This window comes from Ideonella sp. (genome assembly GCF_044358605.1).
Taxonomy (GTDB): Bacteria; Pseudomonadota; Gammaproteobacteria; order Burkholderiales; family Burkholderiaceae_C; genus Ideonella.
This window is the reverse complement of sequence record NZ_JBIKNQ010000046.1, coordinates 13,658-31,697: the sequence shown is the minus strand read 5'-3', so window position 1 is coordinate 31,697 and position 18,040 is coordinate 13,658. Positions and strand designations below refer to the sequence as shown.

The following is an 18,040-nucleotide window of genomic DNA, read 5'->3' as shown; positions in this document are numbered from 1 at the left end:
CTTATGAGCCCCACCGCCAGCACTGCTGACAGCGCTTTTCTCCGCATCGTCGATGTGGTGAAGGACTTCGGCGGCTACAAAGCCGTCAACAACGTCAACCTGGACATTGCCAAGGGCGAGATCTTCGCGCTCCTGGGCTCGTCCGGTTGCGGCAAGACCACGCTGTTGCGCATGCTGGCGGGCTTCGAGACGCCGACCTCCGGCCGCATCATCCTCAACGGTCAAGACTTGGCGGGCCTGCCGCCCTACGAGCGGCCCTTGAACATGATGTTCCAGTCCTACGCGCTGTTCCCGCACCTGACGGTGTGGGAGAACATTGCCTTTGGCTTGCAGCGCGACGGCCTGGGCCGCGACGAAGTGGCTTTGCGGGTGGAAGCCATGCTCAAGCTGGTGCAACTGGGTAAGTTTGCCAAGCGCAAGCCCCATCAACTCTCTGGCGGGCAGCAACAGCGGGTCGCCCTGGCCCGCAGCTTGGCCAAGCAGCCGCAGATGCTGCTGCTGGACGAGCCACTGGGGGCGCTGGATAAGAAACTGCGTGAACAGACGCAGATCGAGCTGGTTAACATCATTGAGCAAGTCGGCGTGACCTGCGTGATGGTGACGCACGACCAAGAAGAAGCCATGACCATGGCTTCTCGCATCGCCATCATGAGCGAAGGCCGCTTCTTGCAAGTGGGCTCGCCCTCCGACATCTACGAAACCCCACAAACCCGCTTTGTGGCGGACTTCATCGGTAACGTCAATTTGATGGATGGCAGCGTCTCGGTGGACGAGCCCGACCACGTCATCATTGACTGCGCGGACTGCAAGCACTATGTGGGGCACGGCATTACCGGCACGCAAGGCATGCCGGTCACAGTCGCTCTGCGCCCTGAAAAGATTGCCGTGACGCGTGACAAGCCAGAGAGCGAGTACAACGCGGCGCCCGGCACGATTGAAGAAATGTCCTATTTCGGCAGCTTCACGGTCTTCCACGTCAAGCTCGCCAGCGGCCAGATGCTGAAGGTCAGCATGGCCAATACAGAGCGCCACCAGTCCGATGCCCTGACTTGGGGGGATCAAGTCTGGGCCCATTGGTCCGATGCCGCCCATGTGGTGTTGACCAGCTAAGGCGGAGACCCCATGCACCTCATGCCCCAGTTCTTGCAGCGCCTGCTGCGCAACCCTGGTCGCACAGCCGTGATTGCTGTGCCCTACGGGTGGCTGCTGCTGTTCTTCTTGTTGCCGTTTTTGATCCTGGCCAAGATCAGCGTTTCTGAAATGGAGACGGTGGTCTTCAAGGACCTGATCACCTACAAAGATGGCCTGCTGGCACTGACCTTGAAGCTGGGCAACTATGTCTTCATCACTCAAGATGATCTCTACATCAAGACCTACATAGCCAGTCTCAAGTACGCTGCGGCAACGACTGTGCTGTGCCTGGCGATTGGCTACCCCTTTTCCTACTTCATGGCCCGAGCCAAGCCATCTGTACAGCCTGCGCTGCTGATGCTCGTCATGCTGCCCTTTTGGACCTCTTTCTTGCTGCGTGTCTACGCGTGGAAAGGCTTACTGTCCGAAGGCGGGTGGGCGGCTGAGTTCATCACCACATTGGGATTGGATCAATTGCTCTATGCCATGGGCGCCATTCCTGCGCCGGGCAAGCTGATGCACACGCCCTTCTCGTTGGTGCTGGGCATGACCTATACCTACCTGCCCTTCATGATCCTGCCGCTGTACTCCAACTTGGCCAAGATGGACTTGCGCTTGCTGGAGGCCGCTGCTGACTTAGGCGCCACACCTTGGACGGCCTTCTGGAAGATCACCGTACCGCTGTCCAAGGCCGGCATCATCGCGGGCTCCATGTTGGTGTTCATTCCCTGCGTCGGCGAATTCGTGATTCCTGAACTCTTGGGTGGCCCAGAGACCTTGATGATCGGCCGCGTGGTGTGGGATGAATTCTTCTCCAACAATGACTGGCCTATGGCCTCCAGTCTTGCGGTGGTGATGGTGCTCCTCATCATTGTGCCGCTGGCCCTGTTCAACAAATACCAGGCGGAAGCCCAGGAGTCCCGCTGATGTTGCGCCTCTCTCCTGCTTTCAATCGCAATTTCGGCAAGGGCTGGCTGGCAGCAGGCTATGCCTTTTTGTACCTGCCCATCATTGCGCTGATCGTCTACTCCTTCAACGATTCTCCCCTGCCCAATGAGTGGCGAGGCTTCACTCTGAAGTGGTATGCCGCGCTCTTGCATGACACTGAAATGCAAAATGGGCTTTGGCTGTCCCTGAAGATTGCCTTCTTCACCGCCTGCGGGTCGGTGGTGTTGGGCACCTTCGCCGCGTTTGTGCTGGTCAAGTACAAGCGTTTCACCGGCCGTACCGCTTTTTCGGGCATGGTGAGCGCGCCCCTGGTGATGCCTGAAGTCGTGGTCGGCTTGTCGCTGCTCCTGATGCTGGTGTCCATCCAGCGCGCCCTGGGCTTCCCCGAACGTGGCGTGTTGACAATCTGGATGGGTCACCTCTTGCTGGGCATGGCCTATGCCACCGTGGTGGTGCAAGCCCGGCTGCAAGAGCTGAACCCTCAGCTTGAAGAGGCCGCCATGGACTTAGGCGCCAAGCCGCACCAGGTGTTCATGCTGGTGACCTTGCCCATGATTGCTCAGGCCATGATGTCGGCTTGGCTGCTGACCTTCACCTTGTCGCTGGATGACGTGGTGCTCTCGGCATTCCTGTCTGGCCCCGGTTCCACCACCATGCCCTTGGTGATCTTCTCCCGAGCGCGCCTAGGGCTGAACCCCAGCGTGAACGCGGTGGCGACGCTGATTGTGCTGACGGTCTCCATTGGCGTGATCGTCGCGAGCTACATGATCGCCCGGGCCGAGCGACGACGCCAGCAAGAGATGGCTGCGGCCTACCGCAACTGACCGACACTCCTTATATTCACTTTTTCTAGCCACTGAAGGACATGACAATGAAGCTATTGAGTCCCACCCTCTTGACCGTGGCCCTGGCAGCCGCTTTCCCCGCCGTAGCGCAGTCCAACGAGGCTTTGCTCAAGGAGCTGCAGGCGCTCAAGGCGCGCGTCAATGACCTGGAGAAGAAGCTGCAAGCAGCGCCTGCTGAAGCGCCCAAGCCGCAATGGGGCATGACGCCTGAGCAAGCGGCAGAGTTCAACCGCATTGCCAACAAGACCGAGGCCCTTGAAGACTCGCGCGAAATGCTGGGCTTCAAGAACCTGAAGGTCAGCGGTTACATGGACCCGGCCTTCATCTACAACAAGGCCCAGAACCGCTTTGGCGCTCAGTTCCTGAACAAGGTGGGAGACGACGGCTATAACTACGACAACTCGTACTTCGGGTCCGCTGTCATCGATTTCCAAAAGGAAACCGATTCTGGTGTGAAGTGGCGCCTGACCTTGTCGCCCAACCGTGGTGTCGGCTCTGTGTTTGATGGCGACTCCATCGTGCAAGAGGCCAGTGTCTCCATTCCCCTCACCGACCTGCAGACCCGTCTGATTGCAGGCCAGTTGCCGGATTGGTCTGGCTACGAGTTTCTGCCCGCCACGCAGAACAAACTGATCACTCACAACCTGTTGTTCGACTTCACCTTGCCCACGGCCTACACCGGTGTCGGCATGGATGTGACCCGTGGCAAGTGGATCACCAAGTTCATGCTTGGCAATATGAACAAGACCAAGAAGGATGCCGGCACACGCCAGCCCATGTTGGCCTACCGTGTGGACTACTCCAAGGGTGAGTTCAACGGCTTTGGTTTCGCTGGCGTCCATGGCAACGCGGCCAATTTCACAGAGAACGTCTTGGATGCCGATGACGCCGTCGTGCCGCAAGGCGAAAGCCGCGTTGACCTGTTCGAGATCGACGGCTACTTCATCCGTGGCGACTGGACGGTTCAAGGCCAAGCCAGCTTTGGCCGCCAGAAGAAAGCCGCCATTTCAACTAATGCTGACGGCGGCCTGCAAGACTCGCAATGGTGGGGTCTGTCTGGCCTGGCCGCCTACAAGTTCACCCCTCGCTTTGAGGGCATTGCACGGCTTGATTACCTGAACAACGCCAAGAACGGCGGCGGCTTGCTGGGCTTTACCTCGTCTGACGGGCGCAACGGTATCGGCCCTGGTTGGTCTCGCGATGAAGACGGCAACTGGGTTCAGGCAGACAGCAGCAAAGGCGCCAATCGCATGGCATTGAGCATGGGCCTGTCCTATCTGTTCGACGCCAGCACCACGCTGAAGCTGGAGTACCGCTTGGACCGCGCCAACCAAGCCGTGTTTGAGAACGTCAAAGACGGCAGCTACAGCAAGACCAATCACCTGCTGGGTGCCTCCGTCGTTGTCGCGTTCTGATGGTTCGGCAGCCTGAGGGCTGCCGCCTCCACCGATGGCCGCGCAGTTCCGTCGCGGCCATTTTTTTGTCTTCATGAAGAGGTGTCTATGCCCCAGAGCAACTCCTGGGCGGCGCGTGCCGCCGACCTGCGTCCGGATGGCCGTGCGGTGATCGACGGCCAGCGCGTTTCGGCCGTGGATGGCCAAACCTTTGAGAAGCGCTCTCCCATCGACAACCGTCTCCTCGGCGCCGTGGCCCGCGGCCAAGCGGCGGATGTGGATGCTGCGGTGCGTGCCGCACGCGCTGCCTTTGACGACCGGCGCTGGGCCGGTAAGGCGCCCGCCGTGCGCAAAAAGATCTTGCAGCGCTTTGCCGACAAGATCCTCGGCGCCAAAGAAGAGCTGGCACTGCTGGAAACCCTGGACATGGGCAAGCCCATCCAGTATTCGCTGTCGGTGGATGTGCCCTCCACCGCCCGCTGCATCGCCTGGTATGCCGAAGCGGTGGACAAAATCTACGATGAAATCGCGCCCACCCCAGACTCGGCCTTGGCCCTGATCACCCGCGAAGCCATGGGCGTGATTGGTGCCATCGTGCCCTGGAACTACCCCATGATCATGGCTGCCTGGAAGTTGGGGCCTGCCCTGGCCGCCGGCAACTCGGTGGTGCTCAAGCCCAGCGAAAAAAGCCCATACACGGCCTGCCGCTTGGCAGAGCTGGCGGTTGAAGCGGGCATTCCGCCCGGTGTCTTCAATGTGGTGCCCGGCTTCGGCCATGAGGCGGGCGAGGCCTTGGCCCTGCACATGGATGTCGATGCCATTGGCTTTACCGGCTCCACCCGCGTCGGGCGGCGCATGTTGGACTACTCGGGCCGCTCGAACCTGAAACGCGTCTACAACGAGTTGGGCGGCAAGTCTGCCTTCTTGGTCTTCGACGACTTCAAGGACCTGGAACGCACCGCCAAGACCGTGGCCGGCAGCATGTTCTTCAACCAAGGCGAGAGCTGCAACGCGCCTTCCCGCGTCTTGGTGCATGAGCGTGTGGCTGAGGCCTTTACCGCCCTGGTGGCGGCCGAAGCCCCAGGCTACGCCCCAGGCAATCCGCTGGACACTGGCACGGTGCTGGGCGCCTTGGTGGACGAGACTCAGATGCGCACGGTCTTGGGCTATATCGATGCAGGGAATGCAGAAGGAGCGCGTTGTGTCGCCGGCGGCCAGCAAGCTCTGGCTCAAACCGGTGGCTTCTATGTGGAGCCCACCGTGTTTGCCGGGGTCAGCAACGGCATGAAGATCGCCCGCGAGGAGATTTTCGGCCCGGTCATGAGCATCCTGACCTTCAAGACGGAAGAAGAGGCCATTGCTCTGGCCAACAACTCCAGCTACGGCCTGCAAGCCAGCGTTTGGAGCGACGGGCTCAACCGCGCCCATCGCGTGGCACGCGCGCTGCGCGCCGGCACGGTACACGTCAATCAATACGATGAAGACGACATCACCGTGCCGTTTGGTGGCTACAAGCAAAGCGGTAACGGGCGAGATAAGTCGCTGCATGCCTTTGACAAGTACACCGAACTCAAGACCACTTGGATCCGCCTTGACTGAGCCCACCGACTTCAGCCCCAGCGCCGCCGAGATCGCCAGCACCCAGGTTCGGCTCGAACAGCAGGGCGTGCACACCCTGCTGGTGCAGTTCACCGACGTGCATGGCGTGGCCAAAGGCAAGTATGTGCCCTTGAGCTATCTGGGGGAGTTGGTGCGCACCGGTGCCGGTTTTGCCGGGCCCTCCATTTGGGGCACGGCCTTACCGCGCATTGGCGCGCGTGCGGAGTACTACGCTCGGCCCATCAGCTTGGACGCGATTCGGCCCATGCCCTGGCAGCCGGGCTATGCCCTGGCCACGGGCAACGGCTATGTGGATGGTCAACCCTTTGAGGCTTGCCCGCGCCAAGTCTTGCGCCGAGCCACGGCCCGTTTGGCCGAGCGGGGCTGGACCCTCAAGACAGGCATTGAGCCCGAGTTTTTCTTGCTCAAGCAAAAGGACGGCCAGTGGCTGCCCTTTGATGACGCAGATCGGCTCGACAAGCCCTCTTATGACCTGAAGTCTCTGCCGCGCCAAGCTCCGCTGCTGCATGACTTGCATCAGGCCTTGAGCGCGATGGGGCTGGATGTGTTTCAGCTCGACCATGAGGATGCCCACGGCCAGTACGAGGTGAACTTCACCTATGACGAATGCTTGGCCAGCGCCGACAAGCTGATGTGCTTCAAGCAGGCCGCCCACGCGGTGGCAGAGCGCCACGGGGCCGTGTTCTCGATGATGCCCAAGCCCTTTGCGAACCAACCGGGCAGCGGATTGCACTTTCATGTCTCGCTGTGGGATGCGCAAGGCCAAGGCCTTTTCGCGCCCACAGAGCCCCAGGCGGAAAAGGGCCATCATCTCTCTACGCTGGGTCGACAGTTCATTGCTGGCGTGATGGCCCATTCAGCCGCCTTGTGCGCGCTGGCAGCGCCCACGGTCAACAGCTATAAGCGCTTGGTGGTGGGAGAGTCCTTGTCGGGCACGACCTGGGCGCCCGCCTATGTGGCCCACGGGCCTAACAACCGCACAGCGGTGGTGCGCACCTTGCCCGGCCGCTTTGAATGGCGCTTGCCTGATGCATCAGCCAACCCCTACTTGGCCACTGCAGCGCTGATCGCCGCGGGTTTGGACGGCATAAACCGACAACTTGACCCTGGCCCAGCCTGCACCGATGACCTGTTCAACCTGAGCCTGTCTGAGATCGCCCTGCGAGCCATTGAGGTGTTGCCTCAGTCTCTGGACGAATCCATCAGCGCCTTGGAAGCCGACCCAGTCATCCTCGCCGCCCTAGGGGACACCCTGAGCCAAGAGTTGCCCCGCCTCAAGCGCGCCGAATGGCTGAGCTATGCCCGACACATCAGCGCCTGGGAGTTGCAGCGCTATGCGGCTACGTTCTGATCGACGCCGAATCTTGCAAGGCTTGGTTGGCCTGACGGCAGCCTCGGCGAAGGGGCTGAGCTGGGCAGCGCCGCCGAAGGATGTCATTCGATTGGGCCAATCGGTACCTATCTCCGGGGCCGCGCAACACCTGGGCATTGAGTACCAGCGCGGCTTGCAGATGGCCTTTGATCAGGTCAATGCCGCCGGCGGTGTGCAAGGCCGCAGCATCGAGCTGATTAGCTTGGACGACGCCTATGAGGCCGACATGGCCGCCGCCAACACCCAAGACCTGATTGGCGCGGAAGCTGTGTTTGCCTTGGTGGGCTATGTCGGCGCGGAGTCCGTCCGGCGCAGCCTGCCACTGGCGCTCAAAGCCGGTGTGCCGATGATTGCGCCGCTGAGTGGTGCGGAGTTCTTGCGCCAGGCGCCTCCGCGAGGCTTGATCACTTGGCGGGCAGAACAATCGGCCGAATTGGCCTTGATCGTGCGCACCCTCAGCACCATGGGGTGGGACCGCCTGGCCGTGCTGCAACAAACCGATGCAGACGGCGAGGCCGGCCTGCTCGCCTTGCAGCAAGTCTTGCAAGCCGCCAAGCTGCCCGCACCGGTCACCGTGGCCAAGGTGGCGCGTAACTCGACCGGCGAGTCTGCGCTGGGGCAAAACGACATTGCGCCCGCCGCCAAGCAACTGCTGGAGGCCAAGCCGCAAGTCGTCGTGAGTTTGGCTGCCTATGGCAGCACGGGCGCCGTGTGGCGGGCCTTGCGCAAAGCGGGCTTTAGAGGCGGCTGCTACGGCACCAGCCTGAGCGGCTCGGCCGCGTTGGCCACCCAATTGGGCAGTGATGCCGCTGGGCTGTCATTGACGCAGGTTGTGCCCTCGCCCACAGACGCTGCCAAGCCCGTGGTTGCGGCCTATCTGCAGCGCTTAAGGGCCGCTGGTTCTAAACCGGAACATGCCTCTCTAGAAGGTTGGATGGTGGCTCAGACGCTGTTGGAGGCCTTGCGACGAATGCCGCGCAATGGCACGCGGGATCAGTTCTTGTCGGCCTTGGAGTCACTGGGCAACTGGGATATGGGTGGCTTTACGCTGAAGTGGGACTCCGCCCGGCGCCAGATGGCACAACATGTCAGCCTCACGGTTTACGACCAATCAGGGCGCGTACGACATTGAGCCCGTCTAGCTTTCGCTCCTCCGGTGCGGTTCCTTGGTTGTCCTACGGCGCCCTGTCACTCAGCATGGCGCTGGTGGGCAGCTATGTCGGCTTGTCAAAAGTGCTGGTCGCCATCTTCCCCATCTTCCTGTTGGCCTGGCTGCGGTTTGGCATCGCAGCTTTGGCGATGGCGGGCTGGTTACGCCGTGGTGCAGATGAGCCGGCCTTGGGGCCCAAAGAAAAGCGTCTTTTGTTTTTAGAGAGCTTTCTGGGCAACTTCCTGTTTTCGATCTGCATGTTGTATGGGGTTGCCGCCACCTCGGCCGTCTCCGCTGGGGTGATGATGGCAGGCATTCCTGCCATGGTGGCCCTGCTCTCCTGGTTCTTCTTGGGCGAACGGATTCGTCCCTTGGTCTTGGCGGGCATCGGCTTGGCCGTCTGCGGTATGGGCATGCTGGCGCTGGCTCGCCCCAGTGGTGCACCGCAACACACTTCAACATCCAGCATCGGCCCGCTTTGGGGCCACGTGCTGCTGCTGGGCGCGGTGTTTTGCGAAGCCTGCTATGTGGTGATTGGCAAACGCTTGACCGCCCAGGTGTCCCCCAAGCGCATCAGTGCGCTCATCAACCTCTGGGGCTTGGCTTTGGTCACGCCACTCGGGCTCTGGCAGGCTAGCCAGTTTGACTTCAGCAGTGTGGCGCTGCCCTCATGGGGCCTGCTCTTGTTCTACGCCTTGGCCGCAAGCGTTGTCACCGTGTGGCTATGGATGATTGGCCTGCAGCGGGTACCCGCTCAACGCGCGGGTGTCTTCAGCGTGCTGCTGCCCATCTCGGCCTGTGCGGTCGGTGTTCTTTTCCTGTCCGAGCCTTTGGGCATGGCGCAAGGTCTGGCCCTGTGCTTGGCCTTGCTTGGCCTGTTATTGGCCACTTGGCCCAGCGAAGCCTAAGTGCGGACGCAGCGCTCAGTGAACTCGTTCATCCCCTGCTCATCAATGGGGAAGAAGCCAGGCAAGGAAAAGCGCCGAAATGACGCGTAGCTTGAAAACGCCATGGTCCAGTCCGGAAAGCGCCGCACATCCAAAGGGCCGCGCGCCAAAATCTCTAAGTTGAAGTGCCGGTCATCCCGTTGCAAGCGCTGCCACAGCGTTTCTATGGACGACGGTGGCCCCTCAATGCACTGCACGAACCGTTCGTCCAAGTAGAGCAAATGGCCGGTGATGCCCAAGCGCAGATTGCGCTCGCGGGCACGGGCCAACAAAGTGAACAAGTGCAGCGACCCCAGCTTGTGGGTGGCTTGGCTACGGTACAGCAGACGTTCCAGCACAGTCTCTCAGTAGCGCTCATGCTCTACCGCCATGAATTCAAAACGCGCGCATGCTACGCGCGGAAATTGAACACAGACTGACGGCGGCGGCCCAAAGCAAAAAACCCCTGGTTTCATCACAGAAACCAGGGGTTTGGCAACAGCAGAATTTTGGTAGGCGCGATTGGATTCGAACCAACGACCCCCACCATGTCAAGGTGGTGCTCTAACCAACTGAGCTACGCGCCTGCTGAGCCTCTCAGTATAGCCACTTTTTAGGCTTTATCGCAAATCAGCGAGATTTTTGTTGGCGGCGGACCCGCGCACCCACAGCCACCAGGCCCGCCACCATCAGGGCCAGGGTGGTTGGCTCAGGCACGGGTGGCGTGTCCGTCCACACCTTCACATTGTCCAGAGAGGTGCCAAACGTGTCACTCAGGCCAGTGGCCATGAAGCTGAGCGTGGTGCTGGTGCTGGCGGCCACAAAACTGGTGGTGAAGTAGTTCCAGACGTTGTCATAGCTCTGATTCGCCCCCAAGGCTGGCGCAGCCGTCCAACCCGCGCCCACATTGAAGCTCAAGCCATTGGATTCCGCCGGAACAACAGAGCAGCACGGGCCGTTGTAGACATCAGAGGCCGGCCGGCTGGAGTAGTAAAAAGACAGGTAGTAGGTCTGCCCTGCCACCGTGGCAAAGTCCTGGGCCATCGTGGAGTTGGCACTTTGAGAGTCCAACTCAGCGAAGCTGCTGCCGCTCTGAGCAGTACCCACGAGGTTGTTCCGCAACTCGATCAAGGAGTTATCGCCGACAGCGTACCAACCGGTAGCCGGGCTGCCCTTATAAAAGCCCCAGGTGCCTGCAGCCTGGTTGGCCAACTCAAAACTGCCGTCTACAAGCAAATTGGTGGGCTCTTCGGTGGATTGCGCCTGGGCGCAAGCAGCACTGGCAGCCAAAGCAAGGGCGAGGTAATGACGAGCGTTCACGGTGTTCCCCAACTACAAAACGTGCAGATCTTTGCGGTTAACGGCCAAGATCAGAACAATAAGGTCAGCAAATTAAACCACGACTAAAGATACAACTTGTTAACTTTCGGTTCAAGGTGTGCTGACGTGAACTACTTCCGTTTCACTTGTTGCACACCCGCGACACGACGCACCTGCGCCAAGACTTGCGCCAGCCTCGCCACATCGGCCACTTCAACCGTAAAAGTCATCCAAGCAGTCTGCCCATTGGCATCACGCACGGTTTGGGTGTGGACGCCCACCACATTGGTCTTGTCTTTGGCAAAGACCTCGGTGATGTCGCGCAGCAAGCCCTGTCGGTCGGCGGCCTCGACAGCCACATCCACAGGGTACATGGCCTCGCTCTGGGCAAGGTCACGGCCCCAGGCCACGGGCAGCACACGCTCCGGCAGGCGCTGCGCCATATGCCTGAAGTTGGTGCAATCCGCGCGGTGCACGGCCACGCCCTGCCCTCGCGTCACAAAGCCCCCAATGGCGTCCGGCGGTGCGGGCTTGCAGCACTTGGCCAAGGTGGTGAGCAGGCTTTCAACCCCCACCACCAGCACGCCGCCCGGTGCTCGGCTGGGCGCGCCGGGCTTGCGGCGGAACAGCGGCACTTCATCCTCGGGCGCCACGGGCTCAGGCGGCCGTAGCAGTTGCTCGATGTTGCGCAGCGAATACTCATCCTTGCCCACCACCTCGAACAAGGCTTGCGCATCCTTGAAGCCCAACTGGCTGGCCAAATCGTCCAACTTCAGCGCTGTGCGGCCCTCGCGCTGCAAGAGCTTTTCCACCGACTCCCGGCCTTTGGCGATGGTGCTGGCTTGAGCTTGGCTGTTGAACCAAGCTCGGACTTTGGCCCGAGCCCTGGGGCTCTTCAAAAAGCCCAGTTCAGGGTTCAGCCAATCCAGAGACGGACCGCCTTCTTTGATGGTCACCACCTCCACCGTCTGGCCGTTCGCCAGGGGCGTTGAGAGCGGCACCATCGCGCCATCCACCTTGCCGCCACGGCAGCGGTGGCCCAGGTCGGTGTGCAGCGCATAGGCGAAGTCGATGGGCGTTGCCCCTGCTGGCAACTCGATCACCGTGGCTTGCGGCGTGAAGACATAGATGCGATCGTCCAGCGCCGCCCCTTCCGCTGACACGGCCTGCCCTGAAAAGTCGCGCTCCCAGGCCAGCAACTGCCGCAACACGGCCTTGCGGGCTTCGCTCAAGCGCCCTTCATAATCGCCGGCAGCACTCACCCCGGCATAGCCCTTGGCACCGGCCTCTTTATAGGCCCAGTGGGCCGCTACGCCGTACTCAGCGTGCTCGTGCATCTCGTAGGTGCGGATCTGCACCTCAATGGCGCGGCCATCTTCTCCCCGCACAACCGTGTGTAGGGATCGGTAGCCATTGGCCTTGGGGCGCGCGATGTAGTCGTCGAACTCGCCTTCCACAGCCCTGTAGCGCTCATGCACACGCGCCAGCGCGGCATAGCAGGCGGGCACATCGGCCACCACCACGCGCAGCGCGCGCACGTCCATCACCCGCTCAAAATCCAGGCGCTTGCCCTGCATCTTTTTCCAGATGCTGTAGAGGTGCTTGGGCCGCCCATGCACCACGGCGGGCACACCGTGGGCTTGCAGGTCTGCCGCCAACTGCTTGCGCACAGCCTCGACGCTGGCTTCGCGCTCTACGCGTTTCTCAGCCAGCAGTTTGGCAATGCGCTTGTATTCGTCGGGATGTTGGAAGCGGAAGGCCAGGTCTTCCATCTCCCACTTGATTTGCCAAATGCCTAAGCGATTGGCCAGCGGCGCAAACACGCGGCTGGTTTCGTCGGCCAGGGTGTGGGGGCATGGCAGGCGTGCCGCCGCATACCAACGCAGCGTTTGCAGGCGCGAGGCTAGGCGTAGCAGCACCACGCGCAAGTCGCGCGAAAACGCCAGCAACATCTTGCGCACCCGCTCGGTTTGCTGGGCCTGCAGCTCGTCATCGACCTGCGCCTCCCGCGCTGCACGCTGAATCTGCACCAGCTTTCGCGTCAGCGTCACAAGGCTGGCATAGGACGGCCCGAAGGCCTTCTCGATCACGTCTTCCGGGCGCTGCAAGAAGTCGCCCGCATACACCAAAAAAGCGGCGGCCTGCAGGCTGGGCGCACCGCCAATGGCGCGCAAGATGTCGGCCACCGCGCTGGCGTGGGCAAAGGCATCTTCACCCGTATCGAGCTGCTGGCCCGTCAGCAGTGGCTCAGCAAACTGCCGGGCGCGCAGCAGCGCCGCTTGGCCCTCTTCCAGTGCTGCGCGCGCGGCTGCATCTGCGGCCGCAGCATTGCTGACATGGGCCGGACGGCCATCCGCGCGCAGCATGTCCCCGGCCAGCGCCACGATGGGCGCTGCCGGGCTGCTGGAATGTCCGTCGCTCTTCATGGCCTCAACAAAAACTCCCGCACCGCCGCCACCTGATGCGGCTGCACCAGCGTGGGCGCGTGGCCCGCTTCTTCAAACACGATCAGCTCGGCCTTGGGGCCGCGCTGCGTCATGGCTTGGGCCGTCTCAGCAGTCAGCAAGTCGGACTGGCCGCCGCGAATCAGCAGGGTCGGGCCGCGCAGTTGCTCATAGCTGTACCACAGCATGGCTTCGCCCTGGGCGGCCAGCTCAGGGGTGATGGCTTTGAAAGGCAGGGCAATGGCGGGGTCGTAATGCGGCTTGAAGCCGTCGCCTTCAGGCCGCAACTGCGGCCGGGTCAGGGCCAGCCATTGCTCGCGGCTGTGCGGGCCAAAGCCTTGTGAGATGGCCCAGAGCTGATCTGCGGCTTCATCTTCCGTCTTCCAGCGCACCGGCAAGCCCAGATACTGGCCAATGCGGATCAAGGCCTGCGCCTCAATGCGTGGCCCCACATCATTGAGCACCAATTTTTGAAGGGGCGAGTTGGGCAGCGCAGCCACGCCCAAGCCGATCAGTCCACCCATAGAGGTGCCGACCCAGTGCACCGTTTGGGCTTCCAGCCGCGCCAGGAGCGTGACCATGTCGGCCACATAGGCGGGAATGGCATAACCCATGGGGTCGGGCAGCCAATCGGAGTGACCACGCCCCACCACATCGGGGCAGACGACCCGGTATTCGGCACTCATGGCTTGGGCCAGCACGTCAAAGTCCCGCCCCTGGCGCGTGAGACCGTGGACGCAGACCAACACTTTGTCGTTAGCGGGGTCGCCCCACTCGGTGTAGGCCATGCGGTGCAGACCCCGCGCATTGAGGCATTGCACGAAGCGTTGGCGGGGCTGGGAAGTGGTGTTCATAGGGTTTGGGGCGCCTGCAAGCGTCCTTAAAGCAAGCTGTGCGGATAATCACTGTAGCAACCCCTTCAGGAGATTTCTGCATGCTCAAAGGAAAAACCGCGCTGGTCACTGGTTCCACCAGTGGCATTGGCCTCGGCATGGCCCGTGCGCTGGCCGAACAAGGCGCCCACGTAATGCTCAATGGTTTTGGCGATATTGACGCCGCCAAGGCCGAGGTCAGCCAAGCCGGCCAGGCCCACGGCGTGCGTGTCAGCTACCACGGGGCAGACATGACCAAGCCCGCCGAGATCGAAGCCATGGTGCGCGCTTGCGAGGCCGAGTTTGGCGCTGTGGATATCTTGGTCAATAACGCGGGCATCCAGCATGTGGCGCCGGTCGATGACTTCCCCGCTGAGAAGTGGGACGCCATCATCGCCATCAACTTGAGCTCGGCCTTTCACACCACGCGCTTGGCACTGCCGGGCATGAAGGCCCGTGGCTGGGGCCGCATCATCAATGTGGCCTCGGTGCATGGCTTGGTGGCCTCCGCCAACAAGTCGGCGTACGTGGCCTCCAAGCACGGCATCATCGGTTTCACCAAGGCCGTGGCCCTGGAGACCGCCACCACCCCGGTGACGGTCAACGCCATCTGCCCTGGCTGGGTGCTGACCCCGCTGGTGCAAAAGCAAGTCGATGCCCGCGCGCTGGACGACGGCGTGAGCAACGACGAAGCCAAGCTCCGCTTGCTGGCTGAGAAAGAGCCCTCGCAGCAGTTCACCACACCCGAAGAGCTGGCCGCCATGGCCATCTTCATGTGCTCACCCGCCGCCAACAACCTGCGCGGCACCGCCATCAATATGGATGGCGGCTGGGTCGCTCAGTAAAGCCCAAATTCCGTTTCCAAATCATTCGTGTCTAGGCGCGAAGCCGAAGGCAGTGCTGTAGCACGCGCGAGGCGAAGCAACAAGGACACGGATGATGAGAGACGGAATCACTTGAGCTGTACGCTGCCGGAGACGGTGGCACTGATGCTGCCCTTGCCGGCCTCAACCGGCATCTCGGGGGCGGCATCGGCCATCGCCATCTTCATGGCCCGCATCGGCATCGGGTGGCCACTCTCTGGCGCTTCATAGGCCACGGAGACTTCGCGCAAGCTATAGCCCGCATAGCCAAAGGCCTTGGCCTGAAGTTCGGCTTGCGCCTTGAAGCGCGCAATCGCCATGGCTGTGACTTCGGCTTCCATCTTTTCGCGGGTTTCGCGCGAGACGCTGTAGCTGACGTTGGCAATCGTCATGCTGGCGATCTTGCCGGTGAGCTGGCCAATGGTGGCCATGTCACGGCCTTGGATTTGCACCTCGGTGCTGCCCTGCCAGCCGTTGATCACCCCCTTATTGTTGTAGCGCGGAAAAATAGAAAACGCGCCGGTTTGTACTTCGAGCTGGCCAGGCTTCATTTGCTTGCGAGCTTCCACCAAGGCGCTGTCTACAGCGACTTTGAGCTGGTTTTGCACAGCATTGGCGTCGCTACCTTCTTTGGCAACCGACAGCACCAGCATCATCCAATCTTTGGGCACATCGACCGTGGCCGTGGCGGAAAGGTTTAAAACGCCTTGCGGCTGCGGAGCCACCGCCTGCGCGCTGGCCCCCGAGGCCAACAAGACCGACAAAGCACCGCCCAGCAGGCTGGCTGCGCGGCGGGCACGAAGGGAGGAGGAAGTGATAGTCATGGCGGCACAACGCCCAAGATCAATGGCAGGATGACGGCTGATCCCCTTCAAACTAGGGTTTCACCTCGGAAAAATGAAATGTAACAGACCGCATTCACCTCAAAAACCCGGGCGCAAAGGGCCAGAATCGAGGCTGTTACAAATTCAGGAGTTGGGATGAACGCCAACAGCAATGCACGCCAAGACCGTATCGTCGTCGTTGACGACGACGCCCGTATCCGCGACCTGCTGCGCCGCTACCTCACCCAGGAAGGTTTCGAAGTTCTGCTGGCCGAGGACGCCAAGGCGCTGAACCGCCTGCTGACGCGCGAGACCATCGACCTCATCGTCTTGGACCTGATGCTGCCGGGTGAAGATGGCCTCTCCATCTGCCGCCGCCTGCGCGCCGCCGCCGACACCACGCCCATCATCATGCTGACCGCCAAGGTCGAAGATGTGGACCGCATCGTCGGCCTGGAGGTGGGTGCCGATGACTACATGCCCAAGCCCTTCAACCCGCGTGAGCTGCTGGCCCGTATCCATGCCGTGCTGCGCCGTCGCCCGGCCCCTGAAGCCCCCGGCGCGCCCGCCAAAGACCCGCAGATCGTCACCTTCGGCCCGTTTGAGTTTGACCTCTCGCTGCGCCGCCTCACCCGCAATGGCGAGCAGATCACGCTGACCACCGGCGAGTTCTCCATGCTCAAGGCCCTGGTGCGCCACCCGCGCCAGCCCCTGTCGCGCGACAAACTGGCGCAACTGGCCCGTGGCCGCGAGTTTGAGCCCTTTGACCGCTCGCTCGACGTGCAGATCTCGCGCCTGCGCAAGATGCTGGAGCCCGACCCCTCCAACCCCCGCTACATCCAAACCGTGTGGGGCGTGGGCTATGTCTTTGTGCCCGGTGACAACGCTTGACCCCCTCCATCCCTGACGTGGAATTGGAATGAGTCTCAGCACGGGCTCGCCGCCCCCCTCGCGCCCCCTCGTCAAGCCTAAGAAGAGCCCTTCTCGCAGCAAGGCGTCCACCCGGACGCCATTTGCACTCAACCTCTTCTGGCGCACCTTTTTCTTGCTGGCCATTTTGCTGGGCGGCGGCATTGCTGCGTGGGTGCAAACCCTGAGGCAGCTGGAGTTTGAGCCGCGCGCCGTGCAAGCGGCGCAGCAAATTGCCAGCTTGGTGAACTTGTCGAGCGCCGCGCTGCGTTATGCCGACCCGATCAACAGGGTAGCAGCCGTCAAGACCATGAGCGAGCAAGAAGGCGTCAGCCTGCGCCCGCGTGGCCCTACTGACCAGTGGGAGCCCTTCGAGACCGACCGCTTCACCCGTTTGGTGGCCGCTGACCTGCGCACCCGCCTCAGCAAAGAGGTGGTGATCGCCAGCAGTGTGAACGGCAAACCCGGCCTGTGGATTGGCTTTGAGATCGAGCGCGCACCCTACTGGCTGCAAGCCGATGTCTCGCGCCTGCACCAGCAAATGCAAGTCGACACCTGGCTGATCTGGGTGGGCATTGCCTTTACCGCCACCATCCTGGGCTCGGTGGCGATTGCGCGGCTGATCAACCGCCCGCTGCAAGAACTCTCTTTTGCGGCCAGCCGCATCCGGGAAGGTGAGTTTGAGTCTCATTTGGACGAGACCACGCTGACCAGCGAGATTCGCACCGTCAACATGGGTTTCAACCGCATGGCCCGAGAGCTGGCCAAGGTGGAGCAAGAGCGCGCGGTGATGCTGGCCGGCATCAGCCACGACCTGCGCACCCCGCTGGCCCGCCTGCGCCTGGAGGCCGAAATCAGCGTCTATGACGAAGAAGCCCGCCGCAACATGGCGCAAGACATCGACCAGCTCGACGCCATCATCGACAAGTTCATGGACTACGCGCGGCCCGACGAAACCCGCATCTTCAAGGTCGACCTGGTGCCCGTCATCGAGCGCGAAGCCTCGGCCTTCCGCGACACCACGCAAATTCGCATCACTCTGAAGCTGCCCCCCGCGCTGATGGTGCAAGGTGACGAGACCGAACTCGCCCGCATCTTCTCCAACCTGTTTGAAAACGCCCGCCGATATGGCCGCACGCCCGAGACCGGCATTGCCCGCGTCAAGGTGAGCCATGTGCAGGCCGGCGACACCGTCATCATCACCGTGCGCGACTACGGCCAAGGCGTGGCCCCCGAAAAGCTGGACCAGCTCACCACCCCCTTCTTCCGGGGTGACGCCGCCCGCACCGCCGCCACGGGTGCCGGGCTGGGCCTGGCCATCGTCAAGAAGGCCCTGCAGCGCATCGGTGGTGACTTGGCCTTGGCCAATGCGCGAGACACGGGCCTGGTGGCTCACATTCGGCTGAAGCGCGCCGACTAAGC

The 18,040-nt window shown here is 61.9% G+C and carries 16 protein-coding genes and 1 tRNA gene; 11 read left to right on the top strand and 6 right to left on the bottom strand.

Annotated elements, in window-relative coordinates; translation table 11 throughout:
- Positions 1-3: 3 nt before the first annotated feature.
- The 8 genes from ACIQ3Q_RS15840 (at position 4) to ACIQ3Q_RS15805 (ending at position 9,368) form a co-directional block, all read left to right on the top strand.
- Positions 4-1,110, top strand: a complete 1,107-nt coding sequence (locus ACIQ3Q_RS15840; protein WP_396270136.1) for an ABC transporter ATP-binding protein — start codon at positions 4-6, stop codon at positions 1,108-1,110.
- Positions 1,111-1,122: 12 nt separating this feature from the next.
- The gene (locus tag ACIQ3Q_RS15835; protein ID WP_396270135.1) at positions 1,123-2,058 is read left to right on the top strand and encodes an ABC transporter permease subunit; all 936 of its coding nucleotides are present in this window, start codon (positions 1,123-1,125) and stop codon (positions 2,056-2,058) included.
- A complete protein-coding gene (locus tag ACIQ3Q_RS15830) occupies positions 2,058-2,903 on the top strand; it encodes an ABC transporter permease subunit (protein WP_396270134.1) in 846 nt (281 codons plus the stop codon). Before ACIQ3Q_RS15835 ends, ACIQ3Q_RS15830 begins: the two co-directional genes overlap by 1 nt.
- A 47-nt stretch (positions 2,904-2,950) precedes the next feature.
- Positions 2,951-4,339, top strand: coding sequence for a DUF3138 family protein (locus tag ACIQ3Q_RS15825; RefSeq protein WP_396270133.1), 1,389 nt, complete (start codon positions 2,951-2,953; stop codon positions 4,337-4,339).
- Positions 4,340-4,426: 87 nt separating this feature from the next.
- Positions 4,427-5,917 carry an aldehyde dehydrogenase gene (locus ACIQ3Q_RS15820; protein ID WP_396270132.1) on the top strand — a complete coding sequence of 497 codons (1,491 nt, stop codon included), beginning with the start codon at positions 4,427-4,429 and terminating at the stop codon, positions 5,915-5,917.
- Positions 5,910-7,289, top strand: coding sequence for a type III glutamate--ammonia ligase (gene glnT / locus ACIQ3Q_RS15815; protein ID WP_396270131.1), 1,380 nt, complete (start codon positions 5,910-5,912; stop codon positions 7,287-7,289). The genes ACIQ3Q_RS15820 and glnT overlap by 8 nt, the downstream gene beginning before the upstream one ends.
- A 13-nt stretch (positions 7,290-7,302) precedes the next feature.
- Entirely contained in the window at positions 7,303-8,442 is a 1,140-nt protein-coding gene (locus ACIQ3Q_RS15810; protein ID WP_396270130.1) for an ABC transporter substrate-binding protein, read from the top strand.
- A gap of 65 nt (positions 8,443-8,507) precedes the next feature.
- Complete coding sequence (locus tag ACIQ3Q_RS15805; RefSeq protein ID WP_396270145.1) at positions 8,508-9,368, top strand: DMT family transporter; 861 nt, start codon at positions 8,508-8,510, stop codon at positions 9,366-9,368.
- Here ACIQ3Q_RS15805 and ACIQ3Q_RS15800 read toward each other — a convergent pair.
- The 5 genes from ACIQ3Q_RS15800 to ACIQ3Q_RS15780 all read right to left on the bottom strand — a co-directional run bounded on the left by ACIQ3Q_RS15800 (position 9,365) and on the right by ACIQ3Q_RS15780 (position 14,004).
- A complete protein-coding gene (locus ACIQ3Q_RS15800; protein WP_396270129.1) occupies positions 9,365-9,745 on the bottom strand; it encodes a BLUF domain-containing protein in 381 nt (126 codons plus the stop codon). The two genes, ACIQ3Q_RS15805 and ACIQ3Q_RS15800, sit on opposite strands and share 4 nt — an antisense overlap.
- 151 nt (positions 9,746-9,896) lie before the next feature.
- Positions 9,897-9,973 (bottom strand) — tRNA-Val (locus tag ACIQ3Q_RS15795).
- A gap of 43 nt (positions 9,974-10,016) precedes the next feature.
- A complete protein-coding gene (locus ACIQ3Q_RS15790) occupies positions 10,017-10,706 on the bottom strand; it encodes a PEP-CTERM sorting domain-containing protein (RefSeq protein WP_396270128.1) in 690 nt (229 codons plus the stop codon).
- Positions 10,707-10,837: 131 nt separating this feature from the next.
- On the bottom strand, positions 10,838-13,072 hold the full coding sequence (locus tag ACIQ3Q_RS15785) for a RelA/SpoT family protein (protein WP_396270144.1): 2,235 nt from the start codon (positions 13,070-13,072) through the stop codon (positions 10,838-10,840).
- A 56-nt stretch (positions 13,073-13,128) separates the two neighbouring features.
- Entirely contained in the window at positions 13,129-14,004 is an 876-nt protein-coding gene (locus ACIQ3Q_RS15780; protein WP_396270127.1) for an alpha/beta fold hydrolase, read from the bottom strand.
- A gap of 80 nt (positions 14,005-14,084) precedes the next feature.
- On the opposite strand from ACIQ3Q_RS15780, the gene ACIQ3Q_RS15775 reads away from it, so the two are divergent.
- Positions 14,085-14,867: a 3-hydroxybutyrate dehydrogenase gene (locus ACIQ3Q_RS15775; protein WP_396270126.1), complete on the top strand. Its 783-nt coding sequence runs from the start codon at positions 14,085-14,087 to the stop codon at positions 14,865-14,867.
- Positions 14,868-14,974: 107 nt separating this feature from the next.
- On the opposite strand, the gene ACIQ3Q_RS15770 is transcribed toward ACIQ3Q_RS15775, so the two are convergent.
- A complete protein-coding gene (locus ACIQ3Q_RS15770) occupies positions 14,975-15,709 on the bottom strand; it encodes an SIMPL domain-containing protein (protein WP_396270125.1) in 735 nt (244 codons plus the stop codon).
- A 156-nt stretch (positions 15,710-15,865) separates the two neighbouring features.
- On the opposite strand from ACIQ3Q_RS15770, the gene ompR reads away from it, so the two are divergent.
- Together ompR and ACIQ3Q_RS15760 are read left to right on the top strand one after the other, a co-directional pair.
- Positions 15,866-16,600, top strand: coding sequence for a two-component system response regulator OmpR (gene ompR, locus ACIQ3Q_RS15765; protein WP_396270124.1), 735 nt, complete (start codon positions 15,866-15,868; stop codon positions 16,598-16,600).
- A gap of 28 nt (positions 16,601-16,628) precedes the next feature.
- Positions 16,629-18,038 carry an ATP-binding protein gene (locus ACIQ3Q_RS15760; protein WP_396270123.1) on the top strand — a complete coding sequence of 470 codons (1,410 nt, stop codon included), beginning with the start codon at positions 16,629-16,631 and terminating at the stop codon, positions 18,036-18,038.
- Positions 18,039-18,040 lie beyond the last annotated feature (2 nt).